Annotated in this window: 15 protein-coding genes; 8 read left to right on the plus strand and 7 right to left on the minus strand. The window is 69.2% G+C overall.

Translation table 11 applies throughout. From position 1 onward, the window contains the following. Positions 1-110 precede the first annotated feature (110 nt). From ABT304_RS15830 to ABT304_RS15840, 3 genes are read right to left on the minus strand one after another with little or no spacing between them, the layout of a single operon-like run. Positions 111-536, minus strand: coding sequence for a DUF3054 domain-containing protein (locus ABT304_RS15830; protein ID WP_350716457.1), 426 nt, complete (start codon positions 534-536; stop codon positions 111-113). Positions 537-558: 22 nt separating this feature from the next. Beyond that, on the minus strand, positions 559-1,689 hold the full coding sequence (locus ABT304_RS15835; RefSeq protein WP_350716459.1) for an N-acetylglucosamine-6-phosphate deacetylase: 1,131 nt from the start codon (positions 1,687-1,689) through the stop codon (positions 559-561). Continuing rightward, on the minus strand, positions 1,680-3,464 hold the full coding sequence (locus ABT304_RS15840; RefSeq protein ID WP_350716460.1) for a dolichyl-phosphate-mannose--protein mannosyltransferase: 1,785 nt from the start codon (positions 3,462-3,464) through the stop codon (positions 1,680-1,682). The genes ABT304_RS15835 and ABT304_RS15840 overlap by 10 nt, the downstream gene beginning before the upstream one ends. A gap of 33 nt (positions 3,465-3,497) precedes the next feature. Here ABT304_RS15840 and rsmI point away from each other — a divergent pair, with 33 nt between their 5' ends. Both rsmI and ABT304_RS15850 read left to right on the plus strand, forming a co-directional pair. After that, positions 3,498-4,346, plus strand: a complete 849-nt coding sequence (gene rsmI / locus ABT304_RS15845; RefSeq protein WP_350716462.1) for a 16S rRNA (cytidine(1402)-2'-O)-methyltransferase — start codon at positions 3,498-3,500, stop codon at positions 4,344-4,346. 13 nt (positions 4,347-4,359) lie between these two features. Then, the gene (locus tag ABT304_RS15850; protein ID WP_350716464.1) at positions 4,360-5,181 is read left to right on the plus strand and encodes a TatD family hydrolase; all 822 of its coding nucleotides are present in this window, start codon (positions 4,360-4,362) and stop codon (positions 5,179-5,181) included. A gap of 68 nt (positions 5,182-5,249) precedes the next feature. On the opposite strand, the gene ABT304_RS15855 is transcribed toward ABT304_RS15850, so the two are convergent. Then, a complete protein-coding gene (locus ABT304_RS15855) occupies positions 5,250-7,580 on the minus strand; it encodes an immune inhibitor A domain-containing protein (protein ID WP_350716466.1) in 2,331 nt (776 codons plus the stop codon). 480 nt (positions 7,581-8,060) lie between these two features. Between ABT304_RS15855 and ABT304_RS15860 the strand changes: the two genes are divergently transcribed. From ABT304_RS15860 to ABT304_RS15870, 3 genes are read left to right on the plus strand one after another with little or no spacing between them, the layout of a single operon-like run. Further along, positions 8,061-9,221 (plus strand): resuscitation-promoting factor, encoded by a 1,161-nt coding sequence (locus tag ABT304_RS15860; RefSeq protein ID WP_350716468.1) that lies wholly within the window; start codon positions 8,061-8,063, stop codon positions 9,219-9,221. Positions 9,222-9,255: 34 nt separating this feature from the next. Further along, the gene (gene rsmA / locus ABT304_RS15865; RefSeq protein ID WP_350716470.1) at positions 9,256-10,125 is read left to right on the plus strand and encodes a 16S rRNA (adenine(1518)-N(6)/adenine(1519)-N(6))-dimethyltransferase RsmA; all 870 of its coding nucleotides are present in this window, start codon (positions 9,256-9,258) and stop codon (positions 10,123-10,125) included. Next, positions 10,122-11,024 (plus strand): 4-(cytidine 5'-diphospho)-2-C-methyl-D-erythritol kinase, encoded by a 903-nt coding sequence (locus tag ABT304_RS15870; RefSeq protein ID WP_350716471.1) that lies wholly within the window; start codon positions 10,122-10,124, stop codon positions 11,022-11,024. Before rsmA ends, ABT304_RS15870 begins: the two co-directional genes overlap by 4 nt. Positions 11,025-11,123: 99 nt before the next feature. Here the strand turns inward: ABT304_RS15870 and ABT304_RS15875 are convergent, their stop codons facing one another. Further along, positions 11,124-11,936 (minus strand): IclR family transcriptional regulator, encoded by an 813-nt coding sequence (locus ABT304_RS15875; protein WP_160025447.1) that lies wholly within the window; start codon positions 11,934-11,936, stop codon positions 11,124-11,126. Positions 11,937-12,155: 219 nt separating this feature from the next. Next, a complete protein-coding gene (locus tag ABT304_RS15880; protein WP_350716473.1) occupies positions 12,156-13,421 on the minus strand; it encodes a TetR/AcrR family transcriptional regulator in 1,266 nt (421 codons plus the stop codon). 107 nt (positions 13,422-13,528) lie between these two features. Between ABT304_RS15880 and ABT304_RS15885 the strand changes: the two genes are divergently transcribed. Next, a complete protein-coding gene (locus tag ABT304_RS15885; protein WP_350716475.1) occupies positions 13,529-15,322 on the plus strand; it encodes an ATP-binding cassette domain-containing protein in 1,794 nt (597 codons plus the stop codon). A 102-nt stretch (positions 15,323-15,424) separates the two neighbouring features. On the opposite strand, the gene ABT304_RS15890 is transcribed toward ABT304_RS15885, so the two are convergent. Continuing rightward, a complete protein-coding gene (locus ABT304_RS15890; protein ID WP_141791697.1) occupies positions 15,425-15,913 on the minus strand; it encodes a MarR family winged helix-turn-helix transcriptional regulator in 489 nt (162 codons plus the stop codon). Positions 15,914-16,021: 108 nt separating this feature from the next. Between ABT304_RS15890 and ABT304_RS15895 the strand changes: the two genes are divergently transcribed. Both ABT304_RS15895 and ABT304_RS15900 read left to right on the plus strand, forming a co-directional pair. Beyond that, entirely contained in the window at positions 16,022-16,819 is a 798-nt protein-coding gene (locus ABT304_RS15895; RefSeq protein WP_350716477.1) for a methyltransferase domain-containing protein, read from the plus strand. Then, a complete protein-coding gene (locus tag ABT304_RS15900; RefSeq protein WP_350716479.1) occupies positions 16,816-17,196 on the plus strand; it encodes a VOC family protein in 381 nt (126 codons plus the stop codon). Before ABT304_RS15895 ends, ABT304_RS15900 begins: the two co-directional genes overlap by 4 nt. Positions 17,197-17,341 lie beyond the last annotated feature (145 nt).

Raw genomic sequence — 17,341 nt, forward strand, 5'->3', positions numbered from 1 at the left:
TTTTGCGGGGCCCCGTTGGCCCCCGGGCCCCCCCCCCCCCCCCGACGGGGCTGACGCCTCGGCCGACGGGGCTGACGCCTCGGCCGACGGGGCTGACGCTTCGGCAGAGGTCAGTCGGCGATGCGGCGGGAGCGGTAGTGGAGCTTGGCGCTGACGTAGCCGCGCCAGCCGACCAGGGTGAGGCCGAGGAAGAGGAGCGAGACGACCAGGAAGGCCGGCGCGAGGCCCTCGCCGGAGAGGCCGCGCAGCACCATCCCGATGACGTACGTCCCGAGCCAGGCGACCACGCCCGCAGGCCATGCGCGAGCGGCGGGCCAGCGGCGCCAGATCAGCACGGCCCAGGACACGGCGAGCCCGATCAGGAAGGGCCAGGCGATACGGAGCACGACGAGCGCCGGGCCGGAGTCGTGCGACTGGCGCCCGGCGAAGGCGAAGAGGAGCACGAAGAAGACGTCGACGGCGAAGGCCGCGACCGCCCACTTGGGCACGAGCCCGGCGATGAGTGGGGAGGAGTCGTCGGGCTTCGTGGAGGACATGGGGCCAGAATACGAGCCCGATCTACGAGACCAGCCAGGCCCCGCCGCGCATCACCCGGGTCGGCTGCAGCGACTCGTCGGTGAGCACGAGGTCGGCGCGCGCGCCGGGCCCGAGGCGGCCCGCGTCGAGGCCCACCACCGATGCCGGCCGTAGGCTCGCGGCCTTCATCAGCATGGCCAGGTCGATCCCGGCGGCCGCATGGCGGCGTACCTGGTCGATGAGCCGCGAGGTGCCTCCGGCGATCGACCCGTTGCCGGTCCCGTCGGCCACGCGGGCGACCCCAGAGCGTACCTCCACGGACAGCGGTCCGAGCTGGTAGTCGCCGTCGGCCATCCCGGCCGCGGCCATCGCGTCGGTGACGAGTACGACCGAGCCGGGCACCATCGACATCACGGCCCGGACCGTCTCGTCGTCGAGGTGTACGCCGTCAGCGATCAGCTCCACACACGCATCGCCCACACCCGCGGCTCCCAGAGCGCCGAGCACCGGCCCAGGCGAGCGGTGGTGCGCGGGCGGCATCCCGTTGAAGAGGTGGGTGACCAGGCTCCCGGGCCCGGACAGGAAGGCACGAGCCCGCGAAGCCGACGCCGCGGTGTGTCCCAGCGCCACCACGACCCCGGCCTCGGTGAGCACCGAGGCGACCTCGTCAGCCCCGGGAAGCTCCGCGGCCAGCGTCATCACCCGCAGGTGACCCCGTCCGGCCTCGACGAACTCCCGGGCGAGACCGGCATCCGGCGCGATCAGCAGCGCGGGATCGTGCGCCCCGCGGCAGGAGTGCTCCAGGAACGGTCCCTCCATGTGGATCCCGGCGATCAGCCCGGCCTCCGCGGCCGTGGCCAGCGCCGAGACGACCGACAGCAACCGGGAAGGCGCGTCGGTGACAGTCGAGGCGAGCATGGTGGTCGTGCCGGCCGCGTGGTGCACCGCGGCGGCCGTGGCGATCTCGTCCGGCGACGTGGAGTGGAAGGACGCACCGCCACCGCCGTGGTTGTGGATGTCCACCAGCCCCGGGAGCAGGATCCCCGACGACGACGGGTCGCCGGGGACGGCAGCCCGCACCTCCGAGACGAGCCCCGCGGACACGGTCACGACGACGTCGTCGTAGCCGCCCGGCCGCGGCACTCGGCCGCGCACCACATGCTCTAGATCCATCGCTTGAACCAGATCCTCGTCAGCCATTCCTGCCGGGTGAGCAGCTCATCGGTGTAGATCGGCCAGAACCAGGCGAAGTTGCAGATCACCAGCACGACGAAGATGCCGCCGGCGACGGCACCCCCGACGCGACGCCGGGTGGCCGGGGTCCCCCCGCCCACAAGAGAAGGCGGCCGGTCGAGCAGCTTGCCCAGACACAGGCACAGACCGAGCACCAGGAACGGCAGCGCGATGATCATGTAGAAGGAGAAGATCGGACGCCCGGCGTACTGCAGCCAGGGCAGCCACGTCGACAGCACCCCGACGACGGCGACCCCGAACCTCCAGTCCCGCGCGGCGACCCACATGAAGGCCGAGACGATCAGCGCGACGAACGCTCCCCACCACAGCACCGGGGTGCCCAGGAGCAGCACCTGCCGCAGGCACGTCCCCGCCTCCTGCGGGCCGTCGCCGTCGGGATCGGTCGAGGGCGAGGCGTCGCACATCTCGCCGCGCGACTTCGCGCCCGACAGGATCCCGGTGTCGGCGGCGACCCCGACCGGCCGGTTCAGGACGAGCCAGCCGATCGGATGGGACCCGTAGGTGTGCTCGGCGCACTCCAGGAAGTGGGTGTGGAAGGTGAAGACGTCGCGGTGGTAGTACCACAGCGACCGCAGCGACTGGCTGACCTCGCCGAGGCCGGACGCGTCCGGCTCCGTGGCGGTCGGCCAGCGCTTGTCGTTGAGGTTCTCGGGGACGTACGACTTGTTCTCGCAGTGGCCCTCGCCGGTGTAGCGCGTGTACTGCGTCGCCGAGAGCGACTCCTCGTAGACGTCCGCGTGGGTCATCCACGGGATCCACGTCATCACGTAGACCGCCAGCGCGACGCCCACCAGGTGTACGAACGCCGTCGGCCCGTCGGCCACACAGGCACGAAGCCAGGACAGACGTACGCCGAAGGAGCGCCGCATCCCCGCGGACCAGGCCACATAGAGGAGACCGAAGGCGGCCAGCGGGTAGAGCGCCTCCCACTTGGAGCCGATCGCCAGGCCCCACGCGACGCCCGAGCAGAGCAGCCACGGACGGAACAGCATCTGGCGGACAGGACCCCAGGCACCCGGCGCGGCGAGCTGCGTGGGCGCGAGCGCGGAGAACCGCCGCCGGCACCAGTCGCGGTCCATCACCATCAGGTGCACCGCGAGCAGCAGGAAGAAGGCGACGAAGAGATCGAGCAGGGCCAGGCGCGAGAGCACGAACGCGAGCCCGTCGAAGGTGACCAGGATGCCGCCGACGAGACCGAGCAGCATGGAGCCGGAGACGCGGCGTACGAACCGGATGGTCAGCAGCACCAGCAGCGAGCCGACCACGACCGAGGCGATCCGCCAGCCGAACGGGTCCATCCCGAAGAGCTTGATGCCGAGGGCGATGATCCACTTGCCCACGTCGGGGTGGACGATCATCGACGGCCCGTCGGCGAACTGCCCGTCGAGCTGTCCGGCCAGGATGTTCTCGTCGGCGCCCTCGATGAAGTTGCGCGCGTAGCCGAACTCGAGCAGCGCCCAGGCGTCCTTGGCGTAGTAGGTCTCGTCGAAGGCGAAGACCTTCGGGGTGCCCAGGTGCCACAGCCGCAGCAGGAACGCCAGCGCGGTGATCCCGAGCGTCGCCGCCCAGCCGGCCCGCGGTGAGCCGTTGATGCGGCGCCGGGCGCGTTCCCAGGCGGTCGGCAGGAAGTGACCTGAGGGGGTGCTGGCCAGGCCCTCCATGGGCTCCGGCTCCTCGGTCACCGTCGTCGTCACGAGGGAACCTTATAAGCCTGCGACAATATCGGTGTGGTAGATCCAAACGATGGCGTGCTCGTACTCGCAGCAACCCCGATCGGACGCGTCGAGGATGCCCCACCCCGCTTGGCCTCCGAGCTCGCCACCGCGGATGTCATCGCCGCTGAGGACACCCGCCGCCTGCGGCGGCTGACGACCGATCTCGGGGTCGAGATCAAGGGCCGCATCGTCTCCTACTTCGAGGGCAACGAGAGCTCACGTACGCCCACGCTGCTCGCCGACCTCCTGGACGGCAACCGCGTGCTGCTGGTGACCGACGCCGGGATGCCCTCGGTCTCCGACCCCGGTTATCGCCTGGTCGCCGCCGCGGTCGAGAAGGACGTACGCGTCACCGCGGTGCCCGGCCCCTCGGCCGTCCTCACCGCTCTGGCCGTCAGCGGCCTCCCCGTCGACCGGTTCTGCTTCGAGGGCTTCCTGCCCCGCAAGGCCGGCGAACGTGCCCGTCGCCTCGCGAGCCTGGCCAAGGAGGAGCGCACCATGGTCTTCTTCGAGGCCCCCCACCGCACCGAGGCCGCCCTGGCGGCGATGCGCGACGCCTTCGGCGACGGCCGCGCCGCCGCGGTCTGCCGCGAGCTGACGAAGACCCACGAAGAAGTACGCCGCGGGGGACTGGCCGAGCTCGTCGACTGGGCCGCCGAGGGAGTGCGCGGCGAGGTCACCATCGTCGTCACCGGCGCCGACCCGTCCGCCGAGATCGGCAGCGACCCCGACAGCCTCCGCGCCGCCGTGGCCGACCTGGAAGGTGAGGGCCACACGAAGAAGGAGGCCATCGCCGAGGTGGCCAGACTGGCCGGCGTACCGAAACGCGAGGTCTACGACCTCGTCCACAAGAGCGTGTAGAAGACTGGTGAGCATGAGTTTCGCCCCGGCACCCGAGCCACTGCCCGCACCGGTCGTCGACAACCACACCCATCTCGACATCGTCCGAGGGGACGAGAGTCTCCCGGTCGAGGAGGCGCTCGCGCAGGCGGCGGCGGTGGGCGTGACCAGGGTGGTCCAGATCGGCTGCGATCTGCCCGGTGCGCGCTGGGCGGTCGAGGCGGCCCAGACGTACGACAACATGGTCGCCGGGGTGGCGCTCCACCCCAACGACGCTCCTCGCCAGCCCGACCTCGAGGCTGCGCTGGACGAGATCGAGAAGCTCGCCGGGGTGCACGACAAGGTCCGCGTGGTGGGGGAGACCGGGATGGACTTCTTCCGCACCGACGAGGAGGGTCGCGAGACCCAGGCCTACTCGTTCCGGCGCCACATCGACATCGCCAAGCGGCTCGACAAGACCCTGATGATCCACGACCGCGACGCGCACGAGGCGGTGCTCGAGGTGATCGACAGCGTCGGCCCGCCCGAGCGCTGGGTGATGCACTGCTTCTCCGGTGATCCCGAGTTCGCCCGCCAGTGCCTCGACCGCGGTGCCTACCTCTCCTTCGCGGGCACGGTGACGTTCAAGAACGCGCAGTACCTCCGCGACGCCCTCGCGATCACTCCCCAGGACCGCATCCTGGTCGAGACCGACGCCCCGTTCCTGACGCCCCACCCGCACCGCGGCGCGATCAACTCCAGCTACATGATTCCGGCCACGATGCGGGTGATGGCCGACGTACGCGGCGACGACCTCGAGGCGCTCTGCCACGCCGTCAACACCAACACCGAGACAGCCTTCGGCGGCACCTGGTGATGGACCGGCACTGACACGAGAGGGGCCCGAGGCGATCGCCTCGGGCCCCTCTCGTTGCTGTGATCAGGTCAGGAGACGCTGAGCGTCATCGTGCCCCTGCGCTCGTCCGAGTAGAGCACCTTGATCTTGACGCCGCTGCCGGCCGTCTTGGTGGAGTGCGCCGGGTTGGACGGGTCCCAGTAGGCCGTCTCGGAGCTGTCGTAGAAGGTCGGCACGCTCTTGCGCCGCGGCACGTCGAGGACGTTGTTCGGCGCACCGGCGATCTCGTTCTCCAGGTGGAGCGCGTCGGTGCGGTCCACGTCGAAGGTCGAGTCGAAGCCCTGGATCCGGTTACGCGACAGGGTGCCGTTCGACCACTTCTGGACGCCGACAGTGGAGTCGACGACCAGCGCCTGGCCACCACCGGGGTGCTCCGAGGTGTTGTTGTCGCCGTAGGCGCCGTTCTGGTACCAGACCAGCAGACCGTCCTGGTAGGCGTAGTGGTCGACCTTGTCAGGCGCGGTGACTCCGTAGCCGAAGTTGTACGGACCCTCGGCCAGCGTCTTGTCGTAGCCCTTGTACTGACGGTTCTCGGCGATGTAGAAGCGCGGGTACGTCGAGGTGTAGGTGCCGTCGGTGATGCCCATGTACTCCTTGTTGGTCCAGCCGTCGAAGGACGAGAAGTCCGTCGTGTAGGCCGAGCCGACCGAGAGGTCGTCGATGGCGAAGCCGTAGTAGGCGACGCCGCCGTCGTTCGCGGTGCGGAAGCGGAGCTTCACGTTCTGGCCCGCGTACGCCGAGAGGTCGGCGGTCAGGTCGACGTACTCCTGCGGGTCGTGGTCGGCGCAGTTGCCGTCACAGGTGCTGTCGGAGGTGCCGTGGATGCCGTTGTTGTACTCGGCAGACGACAGGTTCGTCGCCAGCGGGGTCGACCAGGTCGTGCCGCCGTCGGTGGAGGCCTCCAGGAAGGTGAAGTCGTACTCCGCCTCGAGGTCGTACTTCACCTTGGCCGAGAGCGTGCCGCCCGCGGGGACGGTGATCTCCGGGCTGACCGCGGTGGCGGTGCGGTCGTCGCCCTTGCCGGAGTAGAGGAACGTCTTGCCGGACGTACCGGAGCCGACGTCGTGGGTGGTCTCGCCGTCGGGCAGGTTGACCACGAGCGCCTGCGGGGTCTTGGAGCCGGTGTCGTGGAAGCTCGGACCCAGGGTCAGCTTCTTGGACGTACCGGCCTCGACGGTGTCGTAGTTGAGCCAGCCGAGGAAGAGCTTCTCCGGGGCGCCCATGTGGTTGGGGGTGGTGCCGATGGTGCCGTCACCGTGACCGAGCCAGGAGCCCGAGCTCATCAGGGTCCAGAAGCCGGTGCCGTTCTCGCCGCCCGCGGTGTCGTAGAAGTCCGGCAGACCGAGGTCGTGGCCGAACTCGTGCGCGAAGACGCCCAGGCCGCCGTTCTCGGGCTCGGTGGTGTAGTCGCGGATCCAGATGTCGGTGTTACCGATCTTGACGCCGCCGGCCTTCGGGTGGTTGGCCGGGCCGTCGGAGCCGGACGCGTTCGCGGCCCAGCGGTGCGACCAGATGGTCCACGGTGCGCCACCGGCCTCCTCGCCGACGCCGGAGTGGATCGCCTGGAAGTGGTCGATGTAGCCGTCGGCCTCGTTGAAGTTGCCGTCGCCGTCGAGGTCGTAGCGGTCCCAGATGTCGTAGTCCTGGAGGTACGCAGTGATCTCGGCGTCGGTCTTGCCGGCCGCCTTCTGCGCGTCGTACCAGGCGTTGGCGCTGTCCTGGACGAAGTTCTTCATCGCGGTGGCGGTCTCGTCGCCCTTGTCGTTCTGGTAGTAGGACTCCGCGTGCGGAAGCGTCACCCAGTCGCTCACGTCGCCCTGGAGGTCGAAGCGGCCGCTCGACATCTCCTTGTAGACGTTGTGGAAGGACTCGGCGCCCTTCTCCTGGTTGAAGAACATGTCCATGTAGTGCTCGCGGGAGAAGTCCTCCTCCCAATAGGTGGAGTTGTCGTTCTCGGCGGGCGGCGCGATCTCGTTGTGGAGCGGGCCCGAGGTGTTGTCCGGGAAGGCCGGGTTGCCGCCCTCGCCGAACTCGACCAGGAAGCTCAGCAGCTGGGACTTCTCGGTGGGCTCGTGCTCCACCCAGCGGGCGTTCTTGCCCGAGCCCATCTTCACGACCTCGCTGCCGTTCTTCGTGACCGTCTGCTTCTCGCCCGTGGCGACGGCAGTGGCGGCGTTGGTCTTGAGCTCGCGGCGCTTGGTGTTGAGCGCATCGGGCTTGTCATCGACCTTCTGCTTCACCGCAGCGGCGGCGGGGGTCCCCGAGTCCTCGACGGCGCTAGCCGACGAGTGGGTCAGGGCCACCGGCGTCACGCCGGCGACCGCAACCGCGGCGAGAACGCTGGTAAGGCGTCTGTTCATCGTTCCTCCGGAGTCTGGTGACATCGCGCACATCTGCCTTACCCGAGAACCGACCGGCGCGACGGGCCATCACGACAGAGATGGCTTCGGAGTACAACACCAAGCAACGGAGTTACCTGTAAAGGATTTGTCGCCTATTGGCCAGAGGGGACGAAATTTCGTGGCGGGATTACGACATGCGCTCTGATCAACCCGCTTGACCAGCGATTTCGACGTGGTGAATCGCACACCTGTCATTTGCTACGACAGGTATTGACAGCACTCCCTGACACTCATTTGATGCCGAGATTGCATGCTTGTAATTGCCTGCGGATCGGGCAGGAGACTTGCATTTAACCGACCGCATTTGTTCCGCTGTCCGGCGAGATAGCCGGGATCGGGACAGATCCGGACGGTGTTGGGGGTGGGCCTCAGCGCGTAGATCACCAGATCTCGCAACACCGTTCGCCCGTGCCCGGGGACACCGAACATCGGAGCATCGTGCCCCCCAGCAGCACCAACTCGTGGTTCCGCAACATCGCTTCAACCCGCCGCCGTAAGGCCGTTCTGGTCGGCGGACTCGCCGCCGCAGTGGTCGCCGCAGGCGGCGCAGCGTACGGCGTCAAGACCGCCCAGACCGATGTCATCGTCTCGGTGGACGGCAAGGCCAAGGACGTCAGCGTCAACGCCGACACCGTTGGCGAGGTCCTCGAGGCCGAGGGCATCGAGATCGGCGACCGGGACGCGGTTGCTCCCTCGCTCGATACCGAGGTCGAGGACGGCAGCGCGATCAGCGTCCGCTACGCCCGTCAGCTGAGCCTCGAGGTCGACGGCAAGGCCCAGGACCACTGGGTCACCGCGACCACCGTCGGCGGCGCTCTCGCCGAGCTCGGCCGTGACTACGACCGGGCAGAGCTCTCGACCAGCCGCGGTGCCTACATCGGCCGCGACGGGATGTCGCTCGACGTCATCACGCCGAAGACCGTCAAGGTAGAGCTGGCGGGGAAGAAGACCAAGAAGGTCAGCGTGACCGCGCTGACCGTCGCCGATGCGTTGAAGGACCTCGGTGTCGACCTCGAGCGCCGGGACAAGGTCTCCCCGGCCTCCGACAAGGCAGTGAAGACCGGTCAGAAGATCGTCTTCACCGACTTCTCCGCCAAGACCCAGAAGGTCGCCCGCGAGAAGATCGAGGCGCCGGTCGAGGAGCGTGAGGACTCCTCGATGTACGAGGGTGAGACCGAGGTCGTCGACGAGGGCTCCGACGGGGTCCGTTCGGTGACCTACCGCATCGTCCTCAAGAACGGCGAGGCCGTCTCCAAGAAGGTCCTCGAGCAGAACGTCCTCGACAAGGCCGAGCCGCGCATCGTCAAGGTCGGCACCAAGGAGAAGGAAGCGCCTGCGGCCAACTTCGCCGGCGGCAACACCGTCTGGGACCAGCTCGCGCAGTGCGAGTCCGGCGGCAACTGGGCGATCAACACCGGCAACGGCTACTACGGCGGGCTGCAGTTCAACCTGCAGACCTGGCAGGCCTACGGCGGCTCCGGTCTCCCGAGCGAGAACAGCCGCGAGACCCAGATCGCGATCGCGACCAAGGTCCGTGACGCCAACGGTGGCTACGGCTCCTGGCCGCACTGCTCGCAGCAGCTCGGTCTGCCGCAGTAAGGCTGTTTCGGCCCCCGGGCCATAGTCTGTACCCATGACCGACCGCACCCCGCCGCGCCTGTTGGGCCCGGCGGAGGTGCGGTCGCTCGCATCCGAGCTCGATCTCCGCCCCACCAAGCAGCGCGGGCAGAACTTCGTGATCGATGCCAACACCGTGCGCCGGATCGTGCGCGAGTCCGGCGTCACCGCCGACGACGTCGTCGTCGAGGTCGGCCCCGGCCTCGGGTCGCTCACCCTCGCCATCCTCGAGACCGGCGCGAAGGTGACCGCGATCGAGATCGACGAGGTCCTGGCGCAGCGGCTGCCGAGAACCATCCAGGAGTACGCCCCCGACCAGGCCCACGCGTTCAGCCTGCTCCGCGCGGACGCTCTCCGAGTCGACTCCGTCCCCGGCCCGCCGCCCACGGCGCTGGTCGCGAACCTCCCCTACAACGTCTCGGTCCCGGTCCTGCTGCACCTGATGTCGCTGCTGCCATCGCTGCGCCACGGCCTGGTGATGGTGCAGGCCGAGGTCGCCGACCGGCTGGCGGCCAAGCCCGGCTCCAAGGTCTACGGCGTCCCCTCGGTGAAGGCCGCGTGGTACGCCGAGGTACGCCGCGCCGGCGCGATCGGTCGCAACGTCTTCTGGCCGGCGCCCAACGTCGACTCCGGCCTCGTCTACTGGCGTCACCGTGAGCCGCCGTCGACCGCCGTCTCGCGCGAAGAGGTCTTCGCGGTCATCGACGCCGCCTTCGCGCAGCGCCGCAAGGCGCTGCGCGGCGTACTCAAGCCACTGGCCGGCTCTGCCGAGGCCGCCGAGAAAGCGCTCATCGAGGCCGGGATCGACCCGCTGGCGCGCGGCGAGGCGCTGACCATCGCCGACTTCGTACGCATCACCGAATCGCTCCAAAGGGTTCCCTCATGACGATCACCGTCCGCGCCGCCGCGAAGTTCAACCTCCACCTCGGCGTCGGGCCGGTCCGTGAGGACGGGTTCCATCCGCTGGCGACCGTCTACCAGGCGATCGGGCTCTACGACGACGTCACCGTGAGCGAGGCCGACGAGTGGCAGGTGACGCTCACCGCGGAGGACCACATCGCGCTGGGGGAGATCCCGACCGGCGATGACAACATCGTCGTGCGGGCCGGCAAGGCTCTCGCCGCTCACCACGGCATCGACAGGGCCGCGAACGTCGCGATCCACAAGGGCATCCCGGTCGCCGGGGGCCTCGCCGGTGGCTCGGCCGACGCGGCCGCGACGCTTGTCGCCCTCGACCGGCTGTGGTCGCTGGAGACCTCCGACGAGGATCTGCTGAGTCTGGCGGGGCAGCTGGGCTCCGACGTACCGTTCGCGCTCATCGGCGCCACCGCCATCGGCGGCGGCCGCGGCGAGATCGTCGAGCCGGTCGCCGACAACGGTGCCTGGTGGTGGGTCGCGGTCGGCAACGAGCAGGGACTCTCGACGCCCGCGGTCTACCGCGCCTTCGACGAGCACGCCGGGACCGGGGTCGGCGACCCCCAGGTCCCCGAGAGCCTGCTCATGGCGCTGGAGAAGGGCGACCCGGAGCTCCTCGCCGAGGCGCTCGCCAACGACCTGCAGGCGCCGGCACTGGCGCTACGCCCCGACCTCGCCCAGACCTTCGCCGACGGCGCGGAGGCAGGTGCCCTGGCCGTACAGCTCTCCGGATCGGGCCCGACCGTCCTGATGCTCTGCCGCGACGCGGCCCACGCCCGCGAGGTCGCCGGAGCGATGCAGGCCAAGGCGTACGACCGCGTCTGGGCCGCCCCGGGCCCCGTCGCCGGTGCTCACGTCGTCACCTACTGACAGCCGAGGCGTCAGCTACGTCGGCCGAGATGGCAGCACCGTGCCCTCTCGGCCGACGTGCGTGACGTGTCGGCCGACGTACCTGACGCCTCGGCGGGGTCAGGCGGCGCTGGAGACGACCTCGTCGGAGATCGCCGCGGCGGCGCGGCGCAGATGGCGGGTGATGCTGGCGGCGTTGAAGCCGGCGGCGCTGCCGGAGACGGAGACGGCGGCGATCGCGCGGCCCTCGATCATGATCGGGACCGCGGCGCAGACGATGCCGAGCTGGGCCTCCTCGCGGTCGAAGGCGATGCGCTCGCTGTTGGCGCGGCGGAGCTCGGCGAGGAACTTCGCCGGGTCGCCGTGGGAGTGGCGGGTGCGCCTCACCAGGCCAGACTCGAGCACCGGCGCGATGTGGTTGCGGTCGCTGAACGACAGGATCGCCTTGCCGAGCGCGGAGCAGGCGGCGGGCGCTCGCCCGCCGACGTACGTGTCCGGCTGGATGCCACCGCGACCGGTGATCTTCTCCAGGATGACGATGTCGGTGCCCTCGAGGATGGCGAGGTGCACGGTCTTTCCGGTCGCCACGTAGAGCTCGGCCAGGTGTGGCATCGCGGTCTCCCGGATGCCCTGCGGGCGGCAGATCTGCACCGCGTTGCCGAGCTCGAAGAGCCGCCGGCCGAGGACGTAGTGGCGGCCGGTGCGCTCGACGTACCCGCTCTGCTCGAGGTGGCGCAGAAGGCGGAAGGCGGTCGACTTGGGAAGGCCCGCGGTGCGAGCGATCTCGCTGACACCGAGCTTCGGGCCGGCTCCGAGAAATGCCTCCAGGATCTGGAGGGCCTTCGTCGCAGACGGGGTCGCCGAGGAGGTCGTCCTCGGGGCACCTTCATGGTCGTGCTGACTAGCCAGGGTGGGGATAGCAGTGACGCTCATGGGGGGATCTCCTTAACTGAGACGGAGGCACCACGAAGGGGGGATCTGGGGCCTCCAACTCTCTGTGACAGCAGTCACTGTAACGATCGTTCCGGAGGTTGTGGAGCAAATGTTGGATAAATCTCATTCCTGACCTGCGGAAATAGATGACACGGCATACAGTTCGATGCGTTTCCGCCCGTTAGCGCCGTAAACCGTCTGTGGACGTACGGTAGTAGGTCAGTGACTGATCTGTGTATGAAACGGCGTAGCCGTCACCAGTCGCGCCAGCAGGTCCGAGGTCGTGGCCGGTGGCATGTCGGCGCTGTCGAGCGCCTCGGCAAAGAGAAGTCCGTCTGCGATCACCAGCACCAGCGCGGCCATCTCGTCGGCGTGCACCGGCCCGTCGTCACCGAGAGCCCCGCGGAACCAGCCGGCGAAGTCGTCGCGCGACTGGCGGCGTACGGCAAGGAACCGGTCGCGGCCGGGAAGTGGCTCGGCCCGCTTCGGCAGCACCAGCATCAGGCCGATCCGCAGGAACGGGGGCAGTCGGCGCAGGCTGGCCACCAGGGGCCTCAGCATCAGGGGGAGCTCGGCGGCGCAGTCGCAGTCAGCGCTGGGCGGCTGCCAGGAGGACTGGGTGCTGATCCAGGCGCGGTAGGAGTCGTCCACCGCTGCCGAGAACAGGTCGTCCTTGTTCGCGAAGTGCCAGTAGACCGATGAGGCCGGCAGCTCCGCCGCAGCGCAGATCCGGCTGATCGAGGCGCCCTCGTAGCCGCTCTCCGCGGCGACCTCGAGCGCTGCCGCGACCAGCTTCTCCCGGCTGCTGCTCCTGCCCTGGTACGTCACCGGCGGCAGCTCCACGGGCTCGGGGACGGCCGCGGGGTCCTGCTTGCGGAGGTGGTCCGCGACCTCGGCCAGCCCGTCGGCGAGCCGCTGCCGGAGCGGGTCGAGCTCGGCGTACTCGTCGGTCTGGGCGTGGATGAAGAGGCCGTCGTGGGCGGCGAGCGTCAGCCGCGCGAGGGTCTCGATGTGCGGGTCCGGAAGGTCGACCGCCTCGTCCCACCACCGCTCGAACTCGGCGAGCGTCTGGGTGCGGATCTGGAGGAAGCGCTCGCGCGGACCGTCGCCGACGGTCGGTCCGGACTCGAGCGCCAGCATCAGGCCCATCCGCCACCAGTCGGCCTTGGCACCGTGGGTGTCCGACGTCGTACGCCGCAGGTTGGCCAGCAGCCCCTCGCGCAGGTCGTCGCCGGTCGGTGTCGGCTCCCACCGCGGGGCGATGTCGTTCCATCGGGTGTAGCCGTGCTCGAGCGCCTCGGCGAGGAGCTGGTCCTTGCTGGAGAAGTGCCAGTAGAGGGAGGACGGCGGGAGGCCGGTCGCGCGACGGACCAGCGCCATCGTCGTGCCGACATAGCCACGCTCGGCGGCCAGCCGGAGCGCTGCTTCGAGGATCATCTGACGCGAGCCGTGCGTCTGCTCGCGGAGCGTCGTCTTCTCGGCCATTGCACTGAGTCTAAGCAGGTCAGGGGCTCTTCGTCCGCCCGGTGTGCCACTGGGTGGCCGCCGCGATGCTGGCTGCCTCACCGCCCTCGGGGACAATGGGAGACGATATGGCGAACCTCCTCAACCTCGAGCACGTCTCCAAGGCGTACGGCATCCGGCCCCTCCTCGACGACGTCTCCCTCGGCATCAACGCCGGCGACCGCGTCGGCATCGTCGGCCGCAACGGCGACGGGAAGACGACGCTCCTGCAGGTGATGACCGGCCTGGAGGAGCCGGACTCCGGTCGCGTCTCGCGCCAGCGTGGCCTGCTGGTCGGGTTCCTGCACCAGGGTGACCAGCTCATCGACACCCACACCGTGCGCGAGGCGGTGCTCGGCGGGCGGTCCGACCACGAGTGGGCCGGCGTCCCCGTGCTCCGTGAGATCGTCGAACAGCTCCTGGCCGGGATCGACCTCGACCGTTCCGTCATGGGTCTCTCCGGTGGCGAGCGCCGCCGCTGTGCCCTGGCCGAGCTGCTCCTGGGCGACCACGACCTGATCGTGCTCGACGAGCCCACCAACCACCTCGACGTCGAGGCCGTGGCCTGGCTCGCTTCGCACCTGGCCGCGCGCGCGTCCGCGCTCGTCGTGGTCACCCACGACCGCTGGTTCCTCGACGCGGTGTGCCAGTTCACCTGGGAGGTCCACGACGGCCAGGTCGACGCCTACGAAGGTGGCTATGCCGCCTTCGTCCTCGCCAAGGCGGAAAGGTCCCGTCAGGCCGCCGCCACCGAAGTACGCCGCCAGAACCTGGTCCGCAAGGAGCTGGCCTGGCTGCGCCGCGGCGCCCCGGCGCGTACGTCGAAGCCGAAGTTCCGCATCGACGCCGCCAACCAGCTCATCGAGGACGTACCTCCGCCGCGCGACCGCTTCGAGCTGCAGAAGTTCGCCACCCAGCGGCTCGGCAAGGACGTCATCGACGTCGAGGACGTCGACCTCTTCCGCGGCGAGCGGCAGCTGCTGTCGCACGCCACCTGGCGCATCGGCCCGGGGGACCGGATCGGCATCGTCGGCGTCAACGGAGCCGGCAAGACCTCGGTGCTGTCGCTGCTCGACGGCACCCTCCCGCCTGCGGTGGGGAAGGTACGCCACGGCCGCACCATCGCTCTCCAGCACCTGACCCAGCAGCTCGACGACCTCGACCCGGAGGCGCGGGTCCTCCCGACCGTCGAGTCGATCAAGCGCGTCACCAAGACGACCGACGGCCAGGAGCTCTCGGCGACCTCGATGCTGGAGCGCTTCGGCTTCACCGGCGACAAGCTGGTCACCCGCATCGGCGACCTCTCCGGCGGCGAGCGCCGCCGCTTCCAGCTGCTGCGGCTGCTGCTCACCGAGCCCAACGTGCTGCTGCTCGACGAGCCGACCAACGACCTCGACATCGAGACGCTCAACGTCCTCGAGGACTTCCTCGACGCCTGGCCCGGCACGCTGATCGTCGTCTCCCACGACCGCTACTTCCTCGAGCGCGTCACCGACTCCATCTGGGCCCTTCTCGGCGACGGCCAGATCTCCATGCTCCCGCGTGGCGTCGACGAGTACCTCGAGCGTCGCCTCCCCATCCCCGCCGAGGCGTCTGCCCCGCAGGCCGAGGCGTCACGCGCGTCGGCCGAGACGGCAGCGGCTGGCCCGTCGAAGGCCAAGCCCGGCTCCGCCGACGAACGAGCGGCGAAGAAGGTCATCGCCAGGATCGACAAGCAGCTCGAGCGGATCGGCGAGCAGCAGCAGAAGCTCGAGCTCGCGATGGCCGAGTCGGTCAACGACTACACCCGGCTCGCCGAGCTCAGCGCCGAGCTCGATCAGCTCGCCGCGGAGAAGGACGACCTCGAGCTGGAGTGGCTAGAAGCCGCCGAGGTCCTGGAGTAGCGGCTTGCGGCTGCTGTAACACGTCGTTCGTAGCACTACTCGCCCTATGGGAACGACCGGATAGTGCTACGAACAGCGTGTTACACGCCGTATGCGCCGAAGTCAGGACGAGAAGGGGACCAGCAGCCGGCGCAGCAGATCGGTGAGCTGGCTCTGCTGGTCGTCGGAGAGGCCGTCGAGGAACTCCCGCTCGGCTGCGAGGAGCGCCTCGAAGGCGCTGTCGACGGTCGCCTTGCCGTCGGGGGTGAGCCGGACGAGGACACCCCGCCGGTCGGCCGGATCCGGCAGCCGCTCGACCAAGCCACGCGAGGCGAGCCGGTCGACGCGGTTGGTCATGGTCCCGCTGGTCACCAGGGTCTCGCGCAGCAGGCGGCCGGGGGAGAGCTCGTAGGGATCGCCCGCCCGGCGCAGCGCGGCGAGTACGTCGAACTCCCACGACTCGATCCCGGAGCCGGAGAACGCGTCGCGCCGAGCGAGGTCGAGGTGACGCGAGAGGCGGGAGAGACGCGAGAAGATCTCGACGGGACCCAGGTCCAGGTCGGGCCGCTCGTGTGCCCAGGCCTCGCTCAGGTCGTCGACTTCGTCGCGCATGGCGAGAGCGTAGCCCAAGTTCGCCTCATCGAGAATCTTGACATCGAGACAAGTCGGCGAGACGATCTGAATATCTTGACATCAAGAGAAATCGAGAGGACGTACGCCATGACCGCATGGGATCCCGAGCGCTACCTGACCTACTCCGACGAGCGAGGTCGGCCGTTCGTCGATCTCCTTCGCCGGGTCGACGCGGGTCGTCCGAAGACCGTGGTCGACCTCGGCTGCGGCCCCGGCAACCTGACCGCCCTGGCGGCGGGTCGCTGGTCGGAGGCCAGGGTCGTCGGCCTCGACTCCAGTGCGTCGATGATCGACAAGGCGCGCGCGACCATCGACGGCGTCGACTTCGCGGTGGCGGATCTCCGCGACTGGGCCGAGTCGGTGGTGCCGGGCTCCGTCGACGTACTCCTCTCCAACGCCACCCTCCAGTGGGTGCCCGGTCATCTGGAGCTGCTCCCCGCGCTCGCCGGTGCGGTCAGTGAGGGTGGCTGGTTCGCCTTCCAGGTCCCGGGCAACTTCGACGAGCCCAGCCATCGGCTGCGCGAGGAGCTCGCCGCCGAGGAGCCGTACGCCGAGCACACTCGTCATCTCGAGGCGCCCTGGTCGCACGACCCGGCCGACTACTTCGACGTGCTGGTGGGACAGGGCTTCGAGGTGGATGCCTGGGAGACGACCTACCTCCACGTGCTGACGGGGGAGGACCCGGTCTTCACGTGGATCGCGGGGACGAGCCTCCGTCCTACGGCCGCCGCGCTGGAGAAGGCCGGTCTCTTCGAGCTGTTCGCCGAAGAGCTCAAGAACCGTCTGGCACAGGCCTATCCCGTACGAAACGATTCGGTAGGAAACAGTTTCGTCCTGCTTCCGTTCCGCCGCGTCTTCGTGGTCGCCCGGAAACTGGGGGCATGATGCGCATCCATCACGTGCAGGTCGGCATGCCCGCCGGCCGCGAGGACGAGGCCCGGACCTTCTATGCCGACGGCCTCGGGCTGACCGAGGTGCCGAAGCCGGCCGAGCTGGCCAAGCGCGGTGGCGCCTGGTTCCGCTCGTCGGGCGGCGCGGAGATCCACCTCGGTGTCGAGGATCCGCACCGACCGCAGGCCAAGGCTCATCCGGCCCTGGCGGTCGAGACCGAGGCGGACCTGGAGGCGATGGGGGCGAGGTTGGTGAGCCTGGGCTTCGATGTCGACTGGAGCCAGCGCCACAACGCCGAGGGCTTCCAGCGCTTCCATGTCCGCGATCCGTTCGGCAACCGCGTCGAGATCGTGTGGCAGACGGGCGTCTAGCACGAACTTCTGTCCCATGTAGGCGAAAACCGGAATCATCCAAAAAAGAACCGTAACGCCCACTGGTCTGGACCGTTGTCCCCCGGGGGATACAACAACGAGCCAGGAATGATGCCAGAAACGATGGAAGGCAAGACTTTGACTG

Origin of the sequence: Nocardioides sp. NPDC000445 (assembly GCF_040300245.1) — a bacterium.
Lineage (GTDB): Bacteria > Actinomycetota > Actinomycetes > Propionibacteriales > Nocardioidaceae > Nocardioides.

Coding starts and splice junctions, on each gene's coding strand:
- rsmA (WP_350716470.1), top strand. CDS start 9,256: ATGACCGACCGCACCCCGCCGCGCCTGTTGGGCCCGGCGGAGGTGCGG.
- ABT304_RS15900 (WP_350716479.1), top strand. CDS start 16,816: ATGATGCGCATCCATCACGTGCAGGTCGGCATGCCCGCCGGCCGCGAG.
- ABT304_RS15880 (WP_350716473.1), bottom strand. CDS start 13,421: ATGGCCGAGAAGACGACGCTCCGCGAGCAGACGCACGGCTCGCGTCAG.
- ABT304_RS15870 (WP_350716471.1), top strand. CDS start 10,122: ATGACGATCACCGTCCGCGCCGCCGCGAAGTTCAACCTCCACCTCGGC.
- ABT304_RS15895 (WP_350716477.1), top strand. CDS start 16,022: ATGACCGCATGGGATCCCGAGCGCTACCTGACCTACTCCGACGAGCGA.
- ABT304_RS15830 (WP_350716457.1), bottom strand. CDS start 536: ATGTCCTCCACGAAGCCCGACGACTCCTCCCCACTCATCGCCGGGCTC.
- ABT304_RS15835 (WP_350716459.1), bottom strand. CDS start 1,689: ATGGATCTAGAGCATGTGGTGCGCGGCCGAGTGCCGCGGCCGGGCGGC.
- ABT304_RS15850 (WP_350716464.1), top strand. CDS start 4,360: ATGAGTTTCGCCCCGGCACCCGAGCCACTGCCCGCACCGGTCGTCGAC.
- ABT304_RS15875 (WP_160025447.1), bottom strand. CDS start 11,936: ATGAGCGTCACTGCTATCCCCACCCTGGCTAGTCAGCACGACCATGAA.
- ABT304_RS15885 (WP_350716475.1), top strand. CDS start 13,529: ATGGCGAACCTCCTCAACCTCGAGCACGTCTCCAAGGCGTACGGCATC.
- ABT304_RS15855 (WP_350716466.1), bottom strand. CDS start 7,580: ATGAACAGACGCCTTACCAGCGTTCTCGCCGCGGTTGCGGTCGCCGGC.
- ABT304_RS15890 (WP_141791697.1), bottom strand. CDS start 15,913: ATGCGCGACGAAGTCGACGACCTGAGCGAGGCCTGGGCACACGAGCGG.